This is a genomic window from Thioclava dalianensis (assembly GCF_000715505.1).
Lineage (GTDB): Bacteria > Pseudomonadota > Alphaproteobacteria > Rhodobacterales > Rhodobacteraceae > Thioclava > Thioclava dalianensis.
On sequence record NZ_JHEH01000002.1, the window covers coordinates 61,139 to 74,721 of the forward strand.

Genomic DNA, 13,583 nt, shown 5'->3' on the forward strand with positions numbered 1-13,583 from the left:
TAGAAAAAGCGGGGGACATGCCCCCGCTTTTTGCGTCTTTAAGCCCGCGAAATGCGCCGCTTACATATTGGGATAGTTCGGACCGTCCCCGCCCTGCGGCGTAGTCCAGTTGATGTTCTGACTGGGATCCTTGATGTCGCAGGTCTTGCAATGCACGCAGTTCTGGAAGTTGATCTGGAACTTGGCGTCAGCCCCCTCTCCAATCACCTCATAGACACCTGCCGGGCAGTAGCGCTGCGCGGGCTCGTCGAATTTCGGCAGGTTGACCGAGATCGGGACCGAAGGATCCTTGAGATGCAGGTGGCAGGGCTGGCTTTCCTCGTGATTGGTGTTGGAAAAGCTCACATTGGTCAGCCGGTCGAAGCTCAGCTTGCCATCGGGCTTGGGGTAGTCGATCGGCTTGAACTTCGCGGCCTCACCGGTGGCGGCCGCATCCGATTTGCCATGCTTGAGCGTGCCAAAGAGCGAGAAGCCGAAGAGATCATTGGTCCACATATCGAGGCCGCCAAAGACCAGCGACGGCAAGAGCCCCCATTTCGACCACATCGGCTTGACGTTGCGCACCTTCTTGAGGTCTTCCGCGATCGGACCCGAGCGCAGATCCTCTTCGTATTCCACGAGATCATCGCCCGCGCGGCCCGCCTTGATCGCCGCAGCCGCAGCCTCCGCTGCCGCAATGCCTGACAGCATCGCGTTGTGGTTACCTTTGATGCGCGGCACGTTCACCAGCCCCGCCGAGCAACCCAACAGGACCGCGCCGGGCGCTGTGACCTTCGGGATCGACTGCCAGCCGCCCTCCGAGATCGCGCGCGCACCGTAGGCGACGCGTTTGCCGCCCTCCAGCAGCTCGGCCACCATCGGATGATGCTTGAAGCGCTGGAATTCCATATAGGGGTAGAGATGCGGGTTCTGGTAGTTGAGATGCACCACGAAGCCCACATAGACCTGATTGTTCTCGAGATGGTAGATGAACGACCCGCCGCCCGCATTCTTGCCCAGCGGCCAGCCCATCGTGTGGGTCACGGTGCCCTCGCGATGCTTGGCCGGGTCGATCTCCCAGATCTCTTTCATGCCGAGGCCGAATTTCTGCGGGCAATGGCCGTCCGAGAGGTTGAACTTCTCCATGATGACCTTGGCCAGCGAGCCGCGCACGCCCTCGCCGAGCATCACGTATTTGCCGCGTAGCTCCATGCCCGGCTCATAGCCCGGCCCTTCGGTGCCATCGGAGTTGCGCCCGAATTCACCCGCCACGACGCCCGCAACACGGTCTTGACCGTTCGCATCCTTGTCCCAGACGATCTCCGAGGCCGCCATGCCGGGGAAGACCTCGACACCCATCTCTTCGGCCTGCTCGGCCATCCAGCGGCAGACATTGCCCATCGAGACGATGTAATTGCCGTGATTGTTCATCAGGGGCGGCATCGGCCAGTTCGGCACGCGCAACGCCCCGGCCTCGCCCAGAACATAGAAATTGTCTTTTTTCACCGGCACCTTGATCGGCGCACCGCGGTCTTTCCAATCAGGGATCAGCGCATCGAGCCCCTTCGTGTCGAGCACGGCACCCGACAGGATATGCGCTCCCACCTCGGAGCCCTTCTCAAGCACGACCACCTCAAGTTCGGGGTCGATCTGCTTGAGTCGGATCGCAGCCGACAGACCCGCAGGCCCTGCGCCCACGATCACAACATCATATTCCATCGACTCGCGCGTGACTTCGGCCATATTTCATCCTCTGGCTGCTCGCTACAGGTTCAACGTCTGACGTAGCGCAAGCTGCGCAAGGAGGCAATTGTTACGCCGCGATGCCGCGCAACATTGTTTCGCCGATGGAGGCATATCTGCACGCGCCCGCCCCCTCGTTTCACACTGCTTTTGACGAAATTAGGGCGGAAGGCTTGACTTCTGGGGGGCAGAAAAGATTTAGATGCCCTGAATTGGAGTTTTCTCCGAGTTCAGGAGCCTTCCATGGAAAAAGTGCCTTTGACGCGCGCCGGGCATGACGCGCTTAGTCAAGAATTGAAAAAACTGAAGTCTCAGGAGCGTCCTGCGATCATCGCGGCGATTGCGGAGGCGCGTGAGCTGGGCGATCTCTCGGAGAATGCCGAGTATCATTCCGCACGCGAGAAGCAGGGCTTCATCGAGGGGCGGATCAAGGAACTTGAAGGGATCTTGGGCCGTGCCGAGGTGATCGACCCGAGCAAGTTTTCGGGCGGCGTCAAGTTTGGCGCGACCGTGACCATCGTTGATGAAGACACGGACGAAGAAAAGACCTACCAGATCGTGGGTGAGCCCGAAGCGGATCTCGAAAAGGGCAAGTTGAACCTGAAATCCCCCCTCGCCCGGTCGCTGATCGGCAAGGAAGAAGGGGATACGGTCGATGTACGTACCCCCGGCGGCACGCGCAGCTACGAAATCCTCACGGTCAAGTTCGCCTGACCGCCCTCACTAGCCGGAGCCCTCAATGGCCACGCCCTCGGATCGGACCAGCTTTTCCCCTGCCCCTCCGGGCGGGCCGCATAGCGCAGGCACGCGGACGCCCGATGCCCCTGCGATGCGCGGGCCGGGCTTCGTCGAGTGGGTTGCGCTGGCGCTCTCGCTGCTGTGGCTCGTCTTCGTCGTGGGCTTTTGGTTTTTCGCGCCCGGTGCTGCTGGCGCGCTGTCGCTGTTCAATACGGTCAGCCTTGTCGTGGCCATGGCGCTGCCGATCACGATGATCTGGGTGGCCGCGATCACCGCGCGCAACACCCGCGAGATGCGTGCCGAGGCGCAGGCGCTCAAGCAATCGATCGAAGCGATGCGGATGGCGTGGCTCAATCAGCAGGCGCTGCGCACGGATCAGTCGATGGAGAAAAAGCTCGACGAGATCGCCGCCGTCGCGCGCCAGACCGAAACCACAATCGCCACATTTGCCTCACGCCGGGATGCGCAGGCAAGCCAGCCATCGGCGGATCGCAAGGCCGCACTCGTCGCCCCGCCCGTGCGCAAGAGTGACGAGGCCGAGCCGATGCTCGCGCTTGGCACCCCCGCCGAAGAGCTGCGTGCGCCGATTTCAGTGAGCGATTTCATCCGGGCGATGAACTTTCCCGACACCGCCGATGATCGCGAGGGGTTCCGCGCCCTGCGCCGCGCGCTCGATGATCGCGCCACGGCGAAACTTCTGCATGCCTCGCAAGATGTGCTCAACCTGATGGCGCAGGACGGGATCTACATGGACGATCTGGCGCCGGACCGCGCCCGCCCCGAGCTGTGGCGCCGTTTTGCCAAGGGCGAGCGTGGGCGCGAGATCGCCAGTCTGGGCGGGATTCGCGATCGCTCGTCGCTGGCCCTGACGGCGGGCCGGATGCGTGGCGATACGATCTTTCGCGATGCCGCACATCATTTCCTGCGCCAGTTCGACCGCACCTTCAGCGAATTCGAGAAGAACGCCAGCGATCAGGATATTGCAGGGCTCGTCGAGACCCGCACCGCGCGCGCTTTCATGCTGCTGGGCCGTGTGACCGGCAGCTTCGACTAAGCCCTCTCGCGGCGCTTGCGCTAGAGCGCGCGGTTCAGGATATGCACCCCGTGGAAGGTGAAGGCCATCCTTGTGAGCATGGAGCGGCGCACGCCGATGGGCTCAAATCCCAGCCGCTCATAGAGCGCACGGGCGCGCAGGTTTTCGTCCACCACCTCAAGGCAGAGCGCGCGGTAGCCGAGGCTCTGGGCCAGACGCGACAGCTCTTCGATCAGAGCCGTGCCCACGCCCTGCCCGCGCGCATCGCGATGCACCGCGATCCCGTCGACCATCATCGTGCCCGGCGGCAGATCATGCGCCAGAAGACGCAGGCAGCCCGCGCGCCACGCGCCGCCGACCGGGCCATAGCAGGCGCGCAAATCCGGCCAGCCGCCGCCCACGAAAGAGCCGTGCTGCGTCCGAAACCCGATCACACCGACCAGCGCGCCGAAACGGTCGCGCGCACCCAATGCAAAACCCGGCGCAATCACCCTCTCGACGAAATTGAGCGCCAGCGGCTCGGGCCCCATGACCCGGCCCAGCTTGCCGCCGAAGGCCTGCCAGTACAGCGCCGCCGCCGCTTTGTGCTCGGTGCTGATCAAGCCGTGATGCAAGGTGATCCCCTCGCGCACGGCCTTCACGACGTATCTCGCAAAAGCGCCTCGGCGCGTATTAGATCGTCGGGCGTATTGAGATTGGTGAACGGATCGGGGAGCCCGGCAAAATCGAGTATCCGCGCATCGGGGGCGGCGGCGCGCAAGCGGCGCTCGCCCTGCGCGAAGAGCTCCGCGATCCGCGCGCGCGTGGCCACGGGCAGATACAGCACGCTGGGATGGGCGCGCCCCTGCGAGCGGGCCATTGCAGGCCCCGCGCCCGCCAACCGCGCAACCAGATCGCGCGGCAAGAACGGCACATCGACCGGGGCACAGACCAAGGCATCCGCGCCCTGAGCCTCGGCCCAGCCCAACCCCGCGATCAGCCCGGCCAGCGGGCCGGCCTCCCGATGCGCGGGATCATCGGGCAGCACGGTGCGCCCCGGGAACCGCGCCGGATCACCATTGGCCGAGATCGCAAGCCGCGCCACCTGCGGCCCAAGCCGCGTGCTGACATGATCAATGAGACGGCGACCTGCAAGCGCAAGCTGGGCCTTGTCGACCCCGCCCATGCGCACTCCTTGGCCACCGGCAAGGATCAAACCGAAAATCACCTCTGCCACCGCCCCGATTGCCTCCGATACAATCACACGCTTTGCCATTCTCTGCGCGTTTCCCTATCTGTTCCAAAAGAAATGCAAGGAGACAAGCGGGATGTCCGAGCCCTTATCCCTCACGGCCCTTTATTGGCGCGGGTTTCGCCACGGCGTCCCGTTCCTGCTGGTCATCGTCCCCTTCGGCTTGCTGTTTGGCGTGGCGGCCACCAAGGCGGGGCTCGATCTGGCCCATGTGATGGGGTTTTCAGTGCTGGTGATCGCGGGCGCGGCCCAGTTCACCGCCCTGCAGCTGATGGGAGACCACGCCCCGGTTTTGCTGATCCTCGCGGCCTCGCTCTCGGTCAATCTGCGCATGGCGATGTATTCGGCGGCGCTGACGCCGCATCTGGGCAAGGCCCCCGCGTGGCAAAAGGCTCTCGTGGCGTATTTCATGGTCGATCAGTCCTATGCGCTCTCGATCACCGAATATGAGGCCCGGCCTCAGATGAGTTTGGGCCAAAAACTGGCCTATTACGCAGGAGCCTGTTCGCCGATCTGTCCGCTGTGGTATCTCGCGACGCTGACCGGCGCATTGGTGGGCGCGCAGATCCCGCCGGAATTCGCGCTTGATTTCGCCGTGCCGATTACATTTCTCGCGATGATCGGGCCTGCGCTGCGCACGCTGGCACATGTGGCAGCCGCGATCACCTCGGTCGTGGGGGCCTTGCTGCTTGCATTTCTGCCCGCAGGTGTGGGGCTGATGATCGCAGCGCTCGCGGCAATGGTGGTGGGCGCACAGGTCGAAATCTGGACCGAGCGCAGAAAGGCGGTGCGGGGATGAGCGGTTATTCCAATGGCTTGATCTGGGCGATCATCGCAGCGCTGGGGCTGGGGAGCTTCCTGCTGCGCTATTCCTTCATGGGCTTTCTGGGGGACCGGCAATTGCCGGCTTGGGCCCTGCGCTATCTGCGCTACACGCTGGTTGCGGTGATGCCGGGGCTGGTGGCGCCGCTGGTGCTCTGGCCTGCGGCGACGGGCGGCACCCCCGATCCGGCGCGGCTGCTAGCCGCAGGCGCAGCCCTTACGGCAGGTGTGCTGACGCGCAACACGCTCTGGGCGATCGTGAGCGGGCTTGCAACGCTCTATCTCGGGCTGTGGCTTTTGGGCTAAAGCGTCCGCCCCGCGCAGATCTCAACCTATGAAAAGGGGCGCCCGAGGCGCCCCTTTTTTGGTCTCAGTACCCGCCCATCGGCGTGACCTGTTTGGGTTTGGGTTGCTGGATCATCAGCACCCCCGAATTGTCGTCTGGATCGTTGTCGTGGATCTCCTTGGTCACCACGCCGGGCAGTTCGCCGAACTGGCGCGACAGCTTGAGCGGCGAGAATGTGAAGGAGAACTTGCCCTTGAGCCACGGCATGTCGCGCAGCACCGAAGAGACGGAATCGGCGCAAAGCATCTTTCCGACCGAGCCGTTGCTTTCGACCCGCGCCATCAGCTGATCGGCCTGAGCCATCGTGATCGGCACTTTCTGGGTGCGCACATACCAGCTTTTGCGGCTGTGGTAGTCGATGTAGAATTTCCGCATCTTCTCGGTGATGCCATAATGCACATCGTTGCGCTCAGGTGCCCAAGGGTGGTTCCAAGTGCCCGCGGGATCAAAGATGATCCGCTCGCGCCCATTGATCATCAGCGCCGAATGGCCGCCCGCGCCACTGGTTACGCCGATCACGGTGAACAGTGTCATCGAGGGCGGTTCATCCGAAACATAGCGATATTTCGCGATTTGCGCATCGGATGCGTAAATATGATCCGCCCCGCAGCCAGCCAAAGCCAGCGGCAGCATCAGGCAGACGAGAAGCAGGCGCATCAACATCAGCCCGATCTCCCTTTTTTCTGGTGTGTGCCTTAGGCTGCGCCGTGCGCGTCAGCCCCCTACCAGAGCGAGAAACACCAGAAAGCAGATAATCACAACGACCGAAATCGTCACGAAGCGCGTAAATCCTGCGAATGTTCTCTCTTGGGCACGGATATCCATCTCGCCCGGTTTGTACTCTGCCATTGAAAATCTCCCATCTCATGCGAACTCCCGGGCCGAACCTAGCCCAGAGCCGCCGCCCTGTCACGCGGATGTTACCGCTATTCTTGGGGCTTTGTAGAAGCGGGATCCGCGGGTTGAGGATCTGCGGGCGCAGGCTCGGAGGCCGATTCCTCCAGCGCACGCGCGAGATGAAAGCCGATGCGCCGCGCGGGCTCTGTCTCCTGCGCTTTGGGCTGGGCCACGAGCATCACATCGAGCTTGCCGACATGTTGGATCAACTGGGTTCGAGCCCCGCCGGTATTGGTGCCGTAGAAGGTCAGGATGTCGGGCGCGAAATAGCCGATTCCCTCGATCTTGAGCACACCGGCCTCGCCGCCCGTCAGGCCCAGCGCGACTTCCTCATCTTCGCGCAATTGCTGCTCGAAATTCTGAACATAAAGCAGCAGCCGCTCATAGGCCCATTGCGCGGGGCTCTTATCCTCGGACCGGGTGCGCGCCAGCTCTTCGGGAAGCGGCTCGAACTCGCAGGTGCGCGGGGCTGTGGCATCGGTATGAACTGCGCGAGCGCGCGTCATCGCCGCGTTTTCAAGGGCTTCGGCGGTGGTCTCGATCTCGGTCATGCAAGGCTCCATTCCCAGACGCCGTCATCGCGCAGCACCCGTGTGACCTCTCCCTTGTGCCACAAATGGTTGAGATGGGCCATCGCCTCGACCAAGGCCAGCCCGTAGGTGGTCTCATCGATCTGACGCTTGAACAGGGGCGCAAAGCAATCGCAAGCCACGCGCGGCGTCTCGAGATGCGCGCGCAACCGATTGAGCGCACCTTCGTGGTTCTCGATCATCTGACGCAGCCGCAGTGGCAACCCGGTGAAGGGCAGCTTGTGGCCGGGCAAGACCAGATGGCGCGCCTCCGCGATCTCGCTGAAGCGCGCGCAGGACTGCAGCCATTCAGCCAGCGGATCGGCCTCGATCTCGGTCGAATAGACGCCCAGATTGGCCGATATCGAGGGCAAAAGCTGATCGCCGCCCAGCACCAGATCATCGCTGCGCGACCAGAGCGTCGCATGTTCGGGCGCATGGCCATCGCCCATCCGCACATCCCAGTCGCGCCCGCCGATCCGGATCACATCGCCCTCGACGATCCGGGTGAAGCCCAGCGGCAGCGGATGGACGCAATCGGCAAAGTTGAAGGGCCGCTCTTGCGCGCGCCGCGCCAGCAGATCGGGATCCATGCCCGCCTGCCGGTAATAGGCGAGCGTCTCGGGCGCGGGTCTCTCTTGACGATCAAGCACCAGCATCCGCGCGAGCAGCCATGAGGTTCGGGTGGTCACCAGCTCCGCCCCGCGCGCCTGAAACCAGCCCGCAAGCCCGATATGATCGGGGTGATAATGGGTGATCAGCACGCGCCGCACGGGTTTGCCCGCAAGCGGCCCATCAAGCGCTGCCTGCACCAGATCGCGCGCCTTCGGCGTGTCCATCCCCGGATCGACCACCGTCCAGCCATCGCCATCATCGAGCACGTAGCAATTGACGTGATTGAGCACCATCGGCAGCGGCAAGCGCAGCCAATGCACACCGGGGGCCAATTCGCGCAGCCCGCCGGGCTCCGGCGGCTCTGCCCACGGGTAACGAATGCCGTTGCTTTGCGCGTTCATGCTTCGAGATCTTCGACGCTGAGCGCATAGAGCCCCTCCGCACCTTCCTTGGCCTCGGCCAGAGCGGCGGCGTAAAGCGGCATCAATCGGCGGATATAGACAGCCGCGAGATGCCCGCGCGGGCTGTCGCGCCCGCAGGCCTTGGCCGCGCGCAGGTGGAAGTGACCGCCCAGCACCCGCGCAAACGCGTCCAGATAGGGCACGGCCCCGGCAAAGCGGTCCTGCATCCCCTGCCCGATCATCCATTCGGTATGCTCACGCAGCGCCTCGGCTGCGTGCCAGACATCCTCGGCGAGCACCGGAAAATCGCCGCGGGCGGCCTGCGCCTCGTCCTCGATCTCCTGCAACAGCCGGAAGGCGGCCGCGCCGTCATCCATCATCTTGCGCCCGACAAGATCCATCGCCTGAATGCCGTTTGTGCCCTCATAGATCGTGGTGATGCGGACATCGCGCAGGAATTGCGCCGCCCCCGTCTCCTCGACATAGCCCATGCCGCCATGGATCTGCACCCCGGTGCTTGCGACCCGGATGCCCATATCGGTGCCGTAAGCCTTGGCAATCGGAGTCAGAAGGGCGGCCCGCGCGCTCCAGCTCTCCTTGCCGGTGGCGCGCCCCAGATCAATGGCCACGCCGCAGGCCAGCGCAATCGCGCGTGCAGCAAAAATTTCGGCCTTCATCTCGGCCAGCATCCGGCGCACATCCGCATGCTCGATGATCGGGGCGAATTGCACCCGGTCGCGCGCATAGGAAAGCGCCTGCTGATAGGCCGCCTCCGCCACGCCAATGCCCTGCGCGCCCACGTTGAGACGGGCGTTGTTCATCATCGTGAACATCGCGGCCATGCCCTTGTTCTCACCGCCCACAAGCCAACCGGTCGCGCCCTCATAGCTCATGACGCAGGTGGGCGAGCCGTGGATCCCCAGCTTATGCTCAAGCGAGACCACCTTGAGTGCATTGGCCACACCGGGCTTGCCGCTTTCGTCGGGGAGGAATTTCGGCACCATGAAGAGGCTGATCCCCTTGGTGCCGGGGGCGGCATCGGGCAGCCGCGCCAACACGAGATGGCAGACATTCTCCACCATGTCGCTATCGCCCCAGGTGATGTAGATCTTCTGACCGGTAATCGCATAGGTGCCGTCATCATTGGGGGTGGCCTTGGTGCGCAACGCCCCCACATCCGAGCCCGCCTGCGGTTCGGTCAGGTTCATCGTGCCCGACCATTCGCCCGAGATCAGCTTGGGGAGATAGAGCGCCTTGATGGCGCCGCTGGCATGATGCTCCAGCGCCTCGATCTGGCCTTGGGTGAGCAGCGGGCAGAGTTGCAGCGCAAGATTGGCGCCCGACAGCATATCGTTGAACCCGACATTGAGCGCCTGCGGCAGCCCCATCCCGCCGAACTCCGGAGATGCGGCGATCCCGACCCACCCGCCTTCGGCCAATGCGCCAAACGCCTCCTTGAAACCGGGCGCCGAGCGCAGCACGCCGTTCTCAAGAACCGAGGGCGTCAGATCGCCCGCCCGGTTGGTCGGCGCGATCACCTCGTCGCAAAGCTTGCCGCCTTCGGTCAGGATCGCCTCGATCATATCAGGCGTGGCCTCGGAAAACAGCTCCGTCTCGGCGACCGGTGCAAGCGGGACGACATGATCAAAGATGAAGCGGATATCGGATACGGGCGCGCGATAGGTCATAGGTCTCCTCCGGGGCGGCTTGGCAAAAGCCCGGCCTGCGTCTATGTCGTGACGGGTCAATCTACCCTACTACGGCTCACCTCGCCTTCAACCTCAACGCTGCGTCACGATCCGCCATGTCAGACCCGACCGAGATCCTGCCCGCCGATGTCGGCGGTTTTGCCAAGGCCGCGCGGCTGCTCGCGCAGGGCGCGCTTGTGGCGATTCCCACCGAGACGGTCTACGGGCTGGCCGGGGATGCGCGCAGTGACCACGCGGTCGCGGCGATTTTTGCCGCCAAAGGGCGCCCGCAGTTCAACCCGCTGATCGTGCATGTGGCCGATCTCGAATTGGCCGAGCAGATCGCGGAGGTCTCGCCCGCCGCGCGCGATCTGGCGCAGGCCTTCTGGCCGGGGCCGCTGACGCTGGTGCTGCCGCTGCGCCCCGATGCAGGCATATCCGAGCTGGTGAGCGCAGGTCATGACACGGTGGCGATCCGCCTGCCCGCCCATCCGGTCGCGCGCGCCATACTCCGGGCCTTTGGCGGGCCGTTAGCGGCCCCCTCCGCCAACCCCTCGGGCAAAATCAGCCCGACCACGGCGCGCCATGTGCTCGATGGGCTGTCGGGCAAGATCGCGGCGGTGATTGATGGCGGGGCCTGCGCGGTGGGGCTGGAATCGACAATTATCTCGCTCGATCCGCCGCGCCTGCTGCGCCCCGGTGGCGTGCCTGCCGAAGCGCTCGCGGGCGCACTCGGCGCAACTCTGCCACAGGGTGGAAATGCCCAAAGCCCCAATGCGCCAGGCCAGCTCAGCTCACATTACGCCCCCGGCGCCGGGGTCCGCCTCGGGGCGGCAGCGCGCCAACCGGGCGAGATATTCATAAGCTTCGGCCCCGGACCCGCAGGCGATCTGTCGCTCTCCCCCTCGGGCGATCTGATCGAAGGGGCCGCAAATCTCTTTTCCACCCTGCGCGCGGCCGATGCGCTGGCGCAGGCGCAGGGCCTTGCCACGATCGCCTTCGCCCCGATCCCCGATCACGGGCTGGGCGCTGCCATCAACGACCGGCTGCGCCGCGCCGCCGCCCCCCGCAGCTAAAACGCCCCCCCTTTCATCTTGGCAAAAATACCTCCGGGGGCTGTCAAAACACCCGTTTTGACAGGTGGGGGCCGCGCCCCCCTTCTCGCGCTAAAGCCGGATCAGACCAAGCCGCGCCGCGCAGGCAACTGCCTCGGGCGTCGTGAGCGCTTCGAGCTTCTGGCGCAGGTTGCGCGCATGCATATCCACTGTCGGCATGGAGATATTGAGCTCAAACGCGATCCGGTCCCGCCGCAGACCCGCTGCCAGCAGATTGAGCACCGAGGTCTCTCTCGGGGTCAGCTTCGGGCAGGTTTCGCTGCACCGCGCCGGATCTGGGCAATCAACGAAGAACACAAGCCGAATGCGCCCGGGCTCCAGCGGCAAGACATTCACCTGCCGGACACAGGCGGCTTTCGCCCCGGCCGGATGCAGCACCGTGGGGCGCGGATCGACCGCGCAGTTCGCGGCATCAAGCGCATGGCGATAGGCCGCCTCGGGCGAAAGCGCAAAGACATCTCCCCGCTCGACCGGCCCCGCGATCAGATGCGCAATCGCGGGATCGCGCGACATGATGCGCCCGTCGGGCCCGACATCGAGCCAGGTCAGTGCCGGTTCGGCGGCGGGGGGCATAGGATCAAAGGTCATGCGCTTTTCCAAACTCTCGCTGACATCAGCTCTGTTGGAAAAGGCTAGACCGCTGCCGCCCCCCGCAGCGCCCCCCTATTGGGGGGTCAAATGCACAAAACACCCCGGCGCAGCGCTGTTGGGCGCGAGGTATCCACATGTCGTCCCGCAAAACTTGCGCGAGCAGCAAGATTGGCTATTGTTTTCAGCATAACAATCGACATGAGATTATGAACCGGCCCGCCCGCGCACAGCCAGACTCCCATTTCCTCGACACCTTGGTCTCGGTCCTTCCCGCCGATCAGGTAAAGCGCCTGCCGCGAGAGGAGGACCTTCTCAGCCGGTCCGAGCGCGACACGGCCAGCGAGCGCTTTTTTCACCGCCACTTCGCGCATTGCGCCCATCCGACCAATCTCTATGACCGCAGCGGCGCGCGGCAGGTTGAGCCTTTCATCGAGACCGAGGACAGCCGCTTTCCGGCGATGATGCTGATGCCTCAGGACTCGGCGGGGGGCTGCGCCTTCGTCGTGCAGGAGGAGACCTTGTTCTTCCTCTATGACCGGATCGAGCGCTGGGCCGACGCCCCCGCGCATCTGTCCTTCATCGCAGTGCGCATCGGCCCTGAAGAGATCACCAGCCTGTGCCGGACGGAGCTGCCCGGCACCCGGCTGTCGCGCAGCGAGTATCTGCTTCTCGCTTGGCTGCTAAGCGGCCACACGCTGAAAGACGCCGCCGCCGAACTGGGCGCCTCCTATGACACCAAGCGCAAGCAGGTGCAGCTTGTGCTCGATAAATTCGGGGCCGAAAGCCAGACCAGCCTGCTGCGCAAATTGGCGCTCGAGATCACCGCGCATCTGCTCGACGATCTGCTGCCCAAGGGATCGCGACGCGAGGAAGCCGCCCTTGTGAAACGCCAATACGGGCGCGATGTCGTGATCAACACGATCGCGATTGGCGAGGGGCTCGAAGTGCCGATCTGGGAGTTTGGCGCCAGAGGCGGGCAGCCAATCCTTTATTTCCACAACATGCTCTCGCCAATCCTCTTTCGCGAGGACATGATCGAGGTGCTGCGCGCGCACGGATTGCGCTGGCTGGTCGTGCCGCGCCATTTTCTGAGCACCGAGGCCCCGCATGATGCAGATCAGCGCATGGTGCATCTCACCCGCGCGCTGGCGGAGACGATGGACTATCTGACCGACGCGCCCCTGATCTGTCTGGGCGATAGCGCGGGGGTGTCTTGGGCTGTGCATTTCGCACGGCACAATCCGGATATGGTCGCGCATCTGATGCTGAGCGCCACGCCGCAGCCGGTGCAGACCCTCACGCCCGATCACCGGCCTACGATTTACGCCGAAATGTCCGACCGGCTGCGGCGCGACGAGCGCGTCACGTCGGGCATGGCGCGGGTCTATAACGCACTCGCCCGGGTACCGATGCTTGCGCGCAGGGGACTGCGTCATCTCTACCGGCAATCGCCCCCTGATCTCGCGACGCTCGATACGCTCTTTGCTCAGCCCCTGTTTTTCGACTGGCTGCGTTTGATCGCGAATGTGGCGACGCATAGCTCGATGGAGGAGATGCGCAACCTGCAACGCAACTGGCTCACCGATCTGCAGGGGCTCGATTGCGCGGTGACATTCTTGCATGGCGCGCAGGACACGATCAGCCCGTTTTCGGCAATCGAGACGCTGGCAGAGACGCTGCCCAAGGCCGATTTTCTGCGCCTCGAAAATGCCGGGCATTTCGTCCTGAGCCAGCACTTCGAGGCTTTCGCCGCCCATGCCGTCAATTTGCCCGAGGCTTGCAAGGCCAATCACCCTCCCCTAGCGTGATGTCAAA

The 13,583-nt window shown here is 64.1% G+C and carries 15 protein-coding genes; 6 read left to right on the plus strand and 9 right to left on the minus strand.

Annotation, left to right across the window (positions count from 1 at the left end):
* Positions 1 to 60 precede the first annotated feature (60 nt).
* Positions 61 to 1,722 (minus strand): electron transfer flavoprotein-ubiquinone oxidoreductase, encoded by a 1,662-nt coding sequence (locus DL1_RS01965; protein ID WP_038061726.1) that lies wholly within the window; start codon positions 1,720 to 1,722, stop codon positions 61 to 63.
* A 243-nt stretch (positions 1,723 to 1,965) separates the two neighbouring features.
* Between DL1_RS01965 and greA the strand changes: the two genes are divergently transcribed.
* Positions 1,966 to 2,436 carry a transcription elongation factor GreA gene (gene greA, locus DL1_RS01970; protein WP_038061729.1) on the plus strand — a complete coding sequence of 157 codons (471 nt, stop codon included), beginning with the start codon at positions 1,966 to 1,968 and terminating at the stop codon, positions 2,434 to 2,436.
* A 25-nt stretch (positions 2,437 to 2,461) separates the two neighbouring features.
* Positions 2,462 to 3,514: a hypothetical protein gene (locus DL1_RS01975; protein ID WP_038061731.1), complete on the plus strand. Its 1,053-nt coding sequence runs from the start codon at positions 2,462 to 2,464 to the stop codon at positions 3,512 to 3,514.
* 20 nt (positions 3,515 to 3,534) lie between these two features.
* On the opposite strand, the gene DL1_RS01980 is transcribed toward DL1_RS01975, so the two are convergent.
* Together DL1_RS01980 and mobA are read right to left on the minus strand one after the other, a co-directional pair.
* Complete coding sequence (locus tag DL1_RS01980; protein ID WP_245739543.1) at positions 3,535 to 4,134, minus strand: GNAT family N-acetyltransferase; 600 nt, start codon at positions 4,132 to 4,134, stop codon at positions 3,535 to 3,537.
* Complete coding sequence (gene mobA / locus DL1_RS01985) at positions 4,131 to 4,748, minus strand: molybdenum cofactor guanylyltransferase MobA (RefSeq protein WP_051693246.1); 618 nt, start codon at positions 4,746 to 4,748, stop codon at positions 4,131 to 4,133. The genes DL1_RS01980 and mobA overlap by 4 nt, the downstream gene beginning before the upstream one ends.
* A gap of 52 nt (positions 4,749 to 4,800) precedes the next feature.
* Here mobA and DL1_RS01990 point away from each other — a divergent pair, with 52 nt between their 5' ends.
* The gene (locus DL1_RS01990; RefSeq protein WP_038061734.1) at positions 4,801 to 5,523 is read left to right on the plus strand and encodes an AzlC family ABC transporter permease; all 723 of its coding nucleotides are present in this window, start codon (positions 4,801 to 4,803) and stop codon (positions 5,521 to 5,523) included.
* Positions 5,520 to 5,852, plus strand: a complete 333-nt coding sequence (locus DL1_RS01995; protein ID WP_038061737.1) for an AzlD domain-containing protein — start codon at positions 5,520 to 5,522, stop codon at positions 5,850 to 5,852. The genes DL1_RS01990 and DL1_RS01995 overlap by 4 nt, the downstream gene beginning before the upstream one ends.
* A gap of 64 nt (positions 5,853 to 5,916) precedes the next feature.
* On the opposite strand, the gene DL1_RS02000 is transcribed toward DL1_RS01995, so the two are convergent.
* The 5 genes from DL1_RS02000 to DL1_RS02020 all read right to left on the minus strand — a co-directional run bounded on the left by DL1_RS02000 (position 5,917) and on the right by DL1_RS02020 (position 10,062).
* Positions 5,917 to 6,555 carry a hypothetical protein gene (locus tag DL1_RS02000; protein ID WP_245739544.1) on the minus strand — a complete coding sequence of 213 codons (639 nt, stop codon included), beginning with the start codon at positions 6,553 to 6,555 and terminating at the stop codon, positions 5,917 to 5,919.
* Positions 6,556 to 6,606: 51 nt separating this feature from the next.
* The gene (locus tag DL1_RS02005; protein ID WP_038061740.1) at positions 6,607 to 6,741 is read right to left on the minus strand and encodes an aa3-type cytochrome c oxidase subunit IV; all 135 of its coding nucleotides are present in this window, start codon (positions 6,739 to 6,741) and stop codon (positions 6,607 to 6,609) included.
* A 77-nt stretch (positions 6,742 to 6,818) separates the two neighbouring features.
* Complete coding sequence (locus DL1_RS02010; protein ID WP_038061743.1) at positions 6,819 to 7,340, minus strand: DUF6173 family protein; 522 nt, start codon at positions 7,338 to 7,340, stop codon at positions 6,819 to 6,821.
* On the minus strand, positions 7,337 to 8,374 hold the full coding sequence (locus DL1_RS02015) for an MBL fold metallo-hydrolase (protein WP_038061746.1): 1,038 nt from the start codon (positions 8,372 to 8,374) through the stop codon (positions 7,337 to 7,339). Before DL1_RS02015 ends, DL1_RS02010 begins: the two co-directional genes overlap by 4 nt.
* Positions 8,371 to 10,062: an acyl-CoA dehydrogenase family protein gene (locus DL1_RS02020; protein WP_038061749.1), complete on the minus strand. Its 1,692-nt coding sequence runs from the start codon at positions 10,060 to 10,062 to the stop codon at positions 8,371 to 8,373. The genes DL1_RS02015 and DL1_RS02020 overlap by 4 nt, the downstream gene beginning before the upstream one ends.
* 116 nt (positions 10,063 to 10,178) lie before the next feature.
* Here DL1_RS02020 and DL1_RS02025 point away from each other — a divergent pair, with 116 nt between their 5' ends.
* The gene (locus DL1_RS02025; protein WP_038061752.1) at positions 10,179 to 11,138 is read left to right on the plus strand and encodes an L-threonylcarbamoyladenylate synthase; all 960 of its coding nucleotides are present in this window, start codon (positions 10,179 to 10,181) and stop codon (positions 11,136 to 11,138) included.
* Positions 11,139 to 11,228: 90 nt separating this feature from the next.
* Here DL1_RS02025 and DL1_RS20715 read toward each other — a convergent pair whose 3' ends face one another.
* Positions 11,229 to 11,765 (minus strand): helix-turn-helix transcriptional regulator, encoded by a 537-nt coding sequence (locus tag DL1_RS20715; protein WP_051693247.1) that lies wholly within the window; start codon positions 11,763 to 11,765, stop codon positions 11,229 to 11,231.
* A gap of 209 nt (positions 11,766 to 11,974) precedes the next feature.
* Here DL1_RS20715 and DL1_RS02035 point away from each other — a divergent pair, with 209 nt between their 5' ends.
* The gene (locus DL1_RS02035) at positions 11,975 to 13,576 is read left to right on the plus strand and encodes a bifunctional helix-turn-helix transcriptional regulator/alpha/beta hydrolase (RefSeq protein ID WP_038061754.1); all 1,602 of its coding nucleotides are present in this window, start codon (positions 11,975 to 11,977) and stop codon (positions 13,574 to 13,576) included.
* Positions 13,577 to 13,583 lie beyond the last annotated feature (7 nt).

Coding starts and splice junctions, on each gene's coding strand:
- DL1_RS01965 (WP_038061726.1), bottom strand. CDS start 1,722: ATGGCCGAAGTCACGCGCGAGTCGATGGAATATGATGTTGTGATCGTG.
- greA (WP_038061729.1), top strand. CDS start 1,966: ATGGAAAAAGTGCCTTTGACGCGCGCCGGGCATGACGCGCTTAGTCAA.
- DL1_RS01975 (WP_038061731.1), top strand. CDS start 2,462: ATGGCCACGCCCTCGGATCGGACCAGCTTTTCCCCTGCCCCTCCGGGC.
- mobA (WP_051693246.1), bottom strand. CDS start 4,748: ATGGCAAAGCGTGTGATTGTATCGGAGGCAATCGGGGCGGTGGCAGAG.
- DL1_RS01990 (WP_038061734.1), top strand. CDS start 4,801: ATGTCCGAGCCCTTATCCCTCACGGCCCTTTATTGGCGCGGGTTTCGC.
- DL1_RS01995 (WP_038061737.1), top strand. CDS start 5,520: ATGAGCGGTTATTCCAATGGCTTGATCTGGGCGATCATCGCAGCGCTG.
- DL1_RS02000 (WP_245739544.1), bottom strand. CDS start 6,555: ATGTTGATGCGCCTGCTTCTCGTCTGCCTGATGCTGCCGCTGGCTTTG.
- DL1_RS02005 (WP_038061740.1), bottom strand. CDS start 6,741: ATGGCAGAGTACAAACCGGGCGAGATGGATATCCGTGCCCAAGAGAGA.
- DL1_RS02010 (WP_038061743.1), bottom strand. CDS start 7,340: ATGACCGAGATCGAGACCACCGCCGAAGCCCTTGAAAACGCGGCGATG.
- DL1_RS02015 (WP_038061746.1), bottom strand. CDS start 8,374: ATGAACGCGCAAAGCAACGGCATTCGTTACCCGTGGGCAGAGCCGCCG.
- DL1_RS02020 (WP_038061749.1), bottom strand. CDS start 10,062: ATGACCTATCGCGCGCCCGTATCCGATATCCGCTTCATCTTTGATCAT.
- DL1_RS02025 (WP_038061752.1), top strand. CDS start 10,179: ATGTCAGACCCGACCGAGATCCTGCCCGCCGATGTCGGCGGTTTTGCC.
- DL1_RS20715 (WP_051693247.1), bottom strand. CDS start 11,765: ATGACCTTTGATCCTATGCCCCCCGCCGCCGAACCGGCACTGACCTGG.
- DL1_RS02035 (WP_038061754.1), top strand. CDS start 11,975: ATGAACCGGCCCGCCCGCGCACAGCCAGACTCCCATTTCCTCGACACC.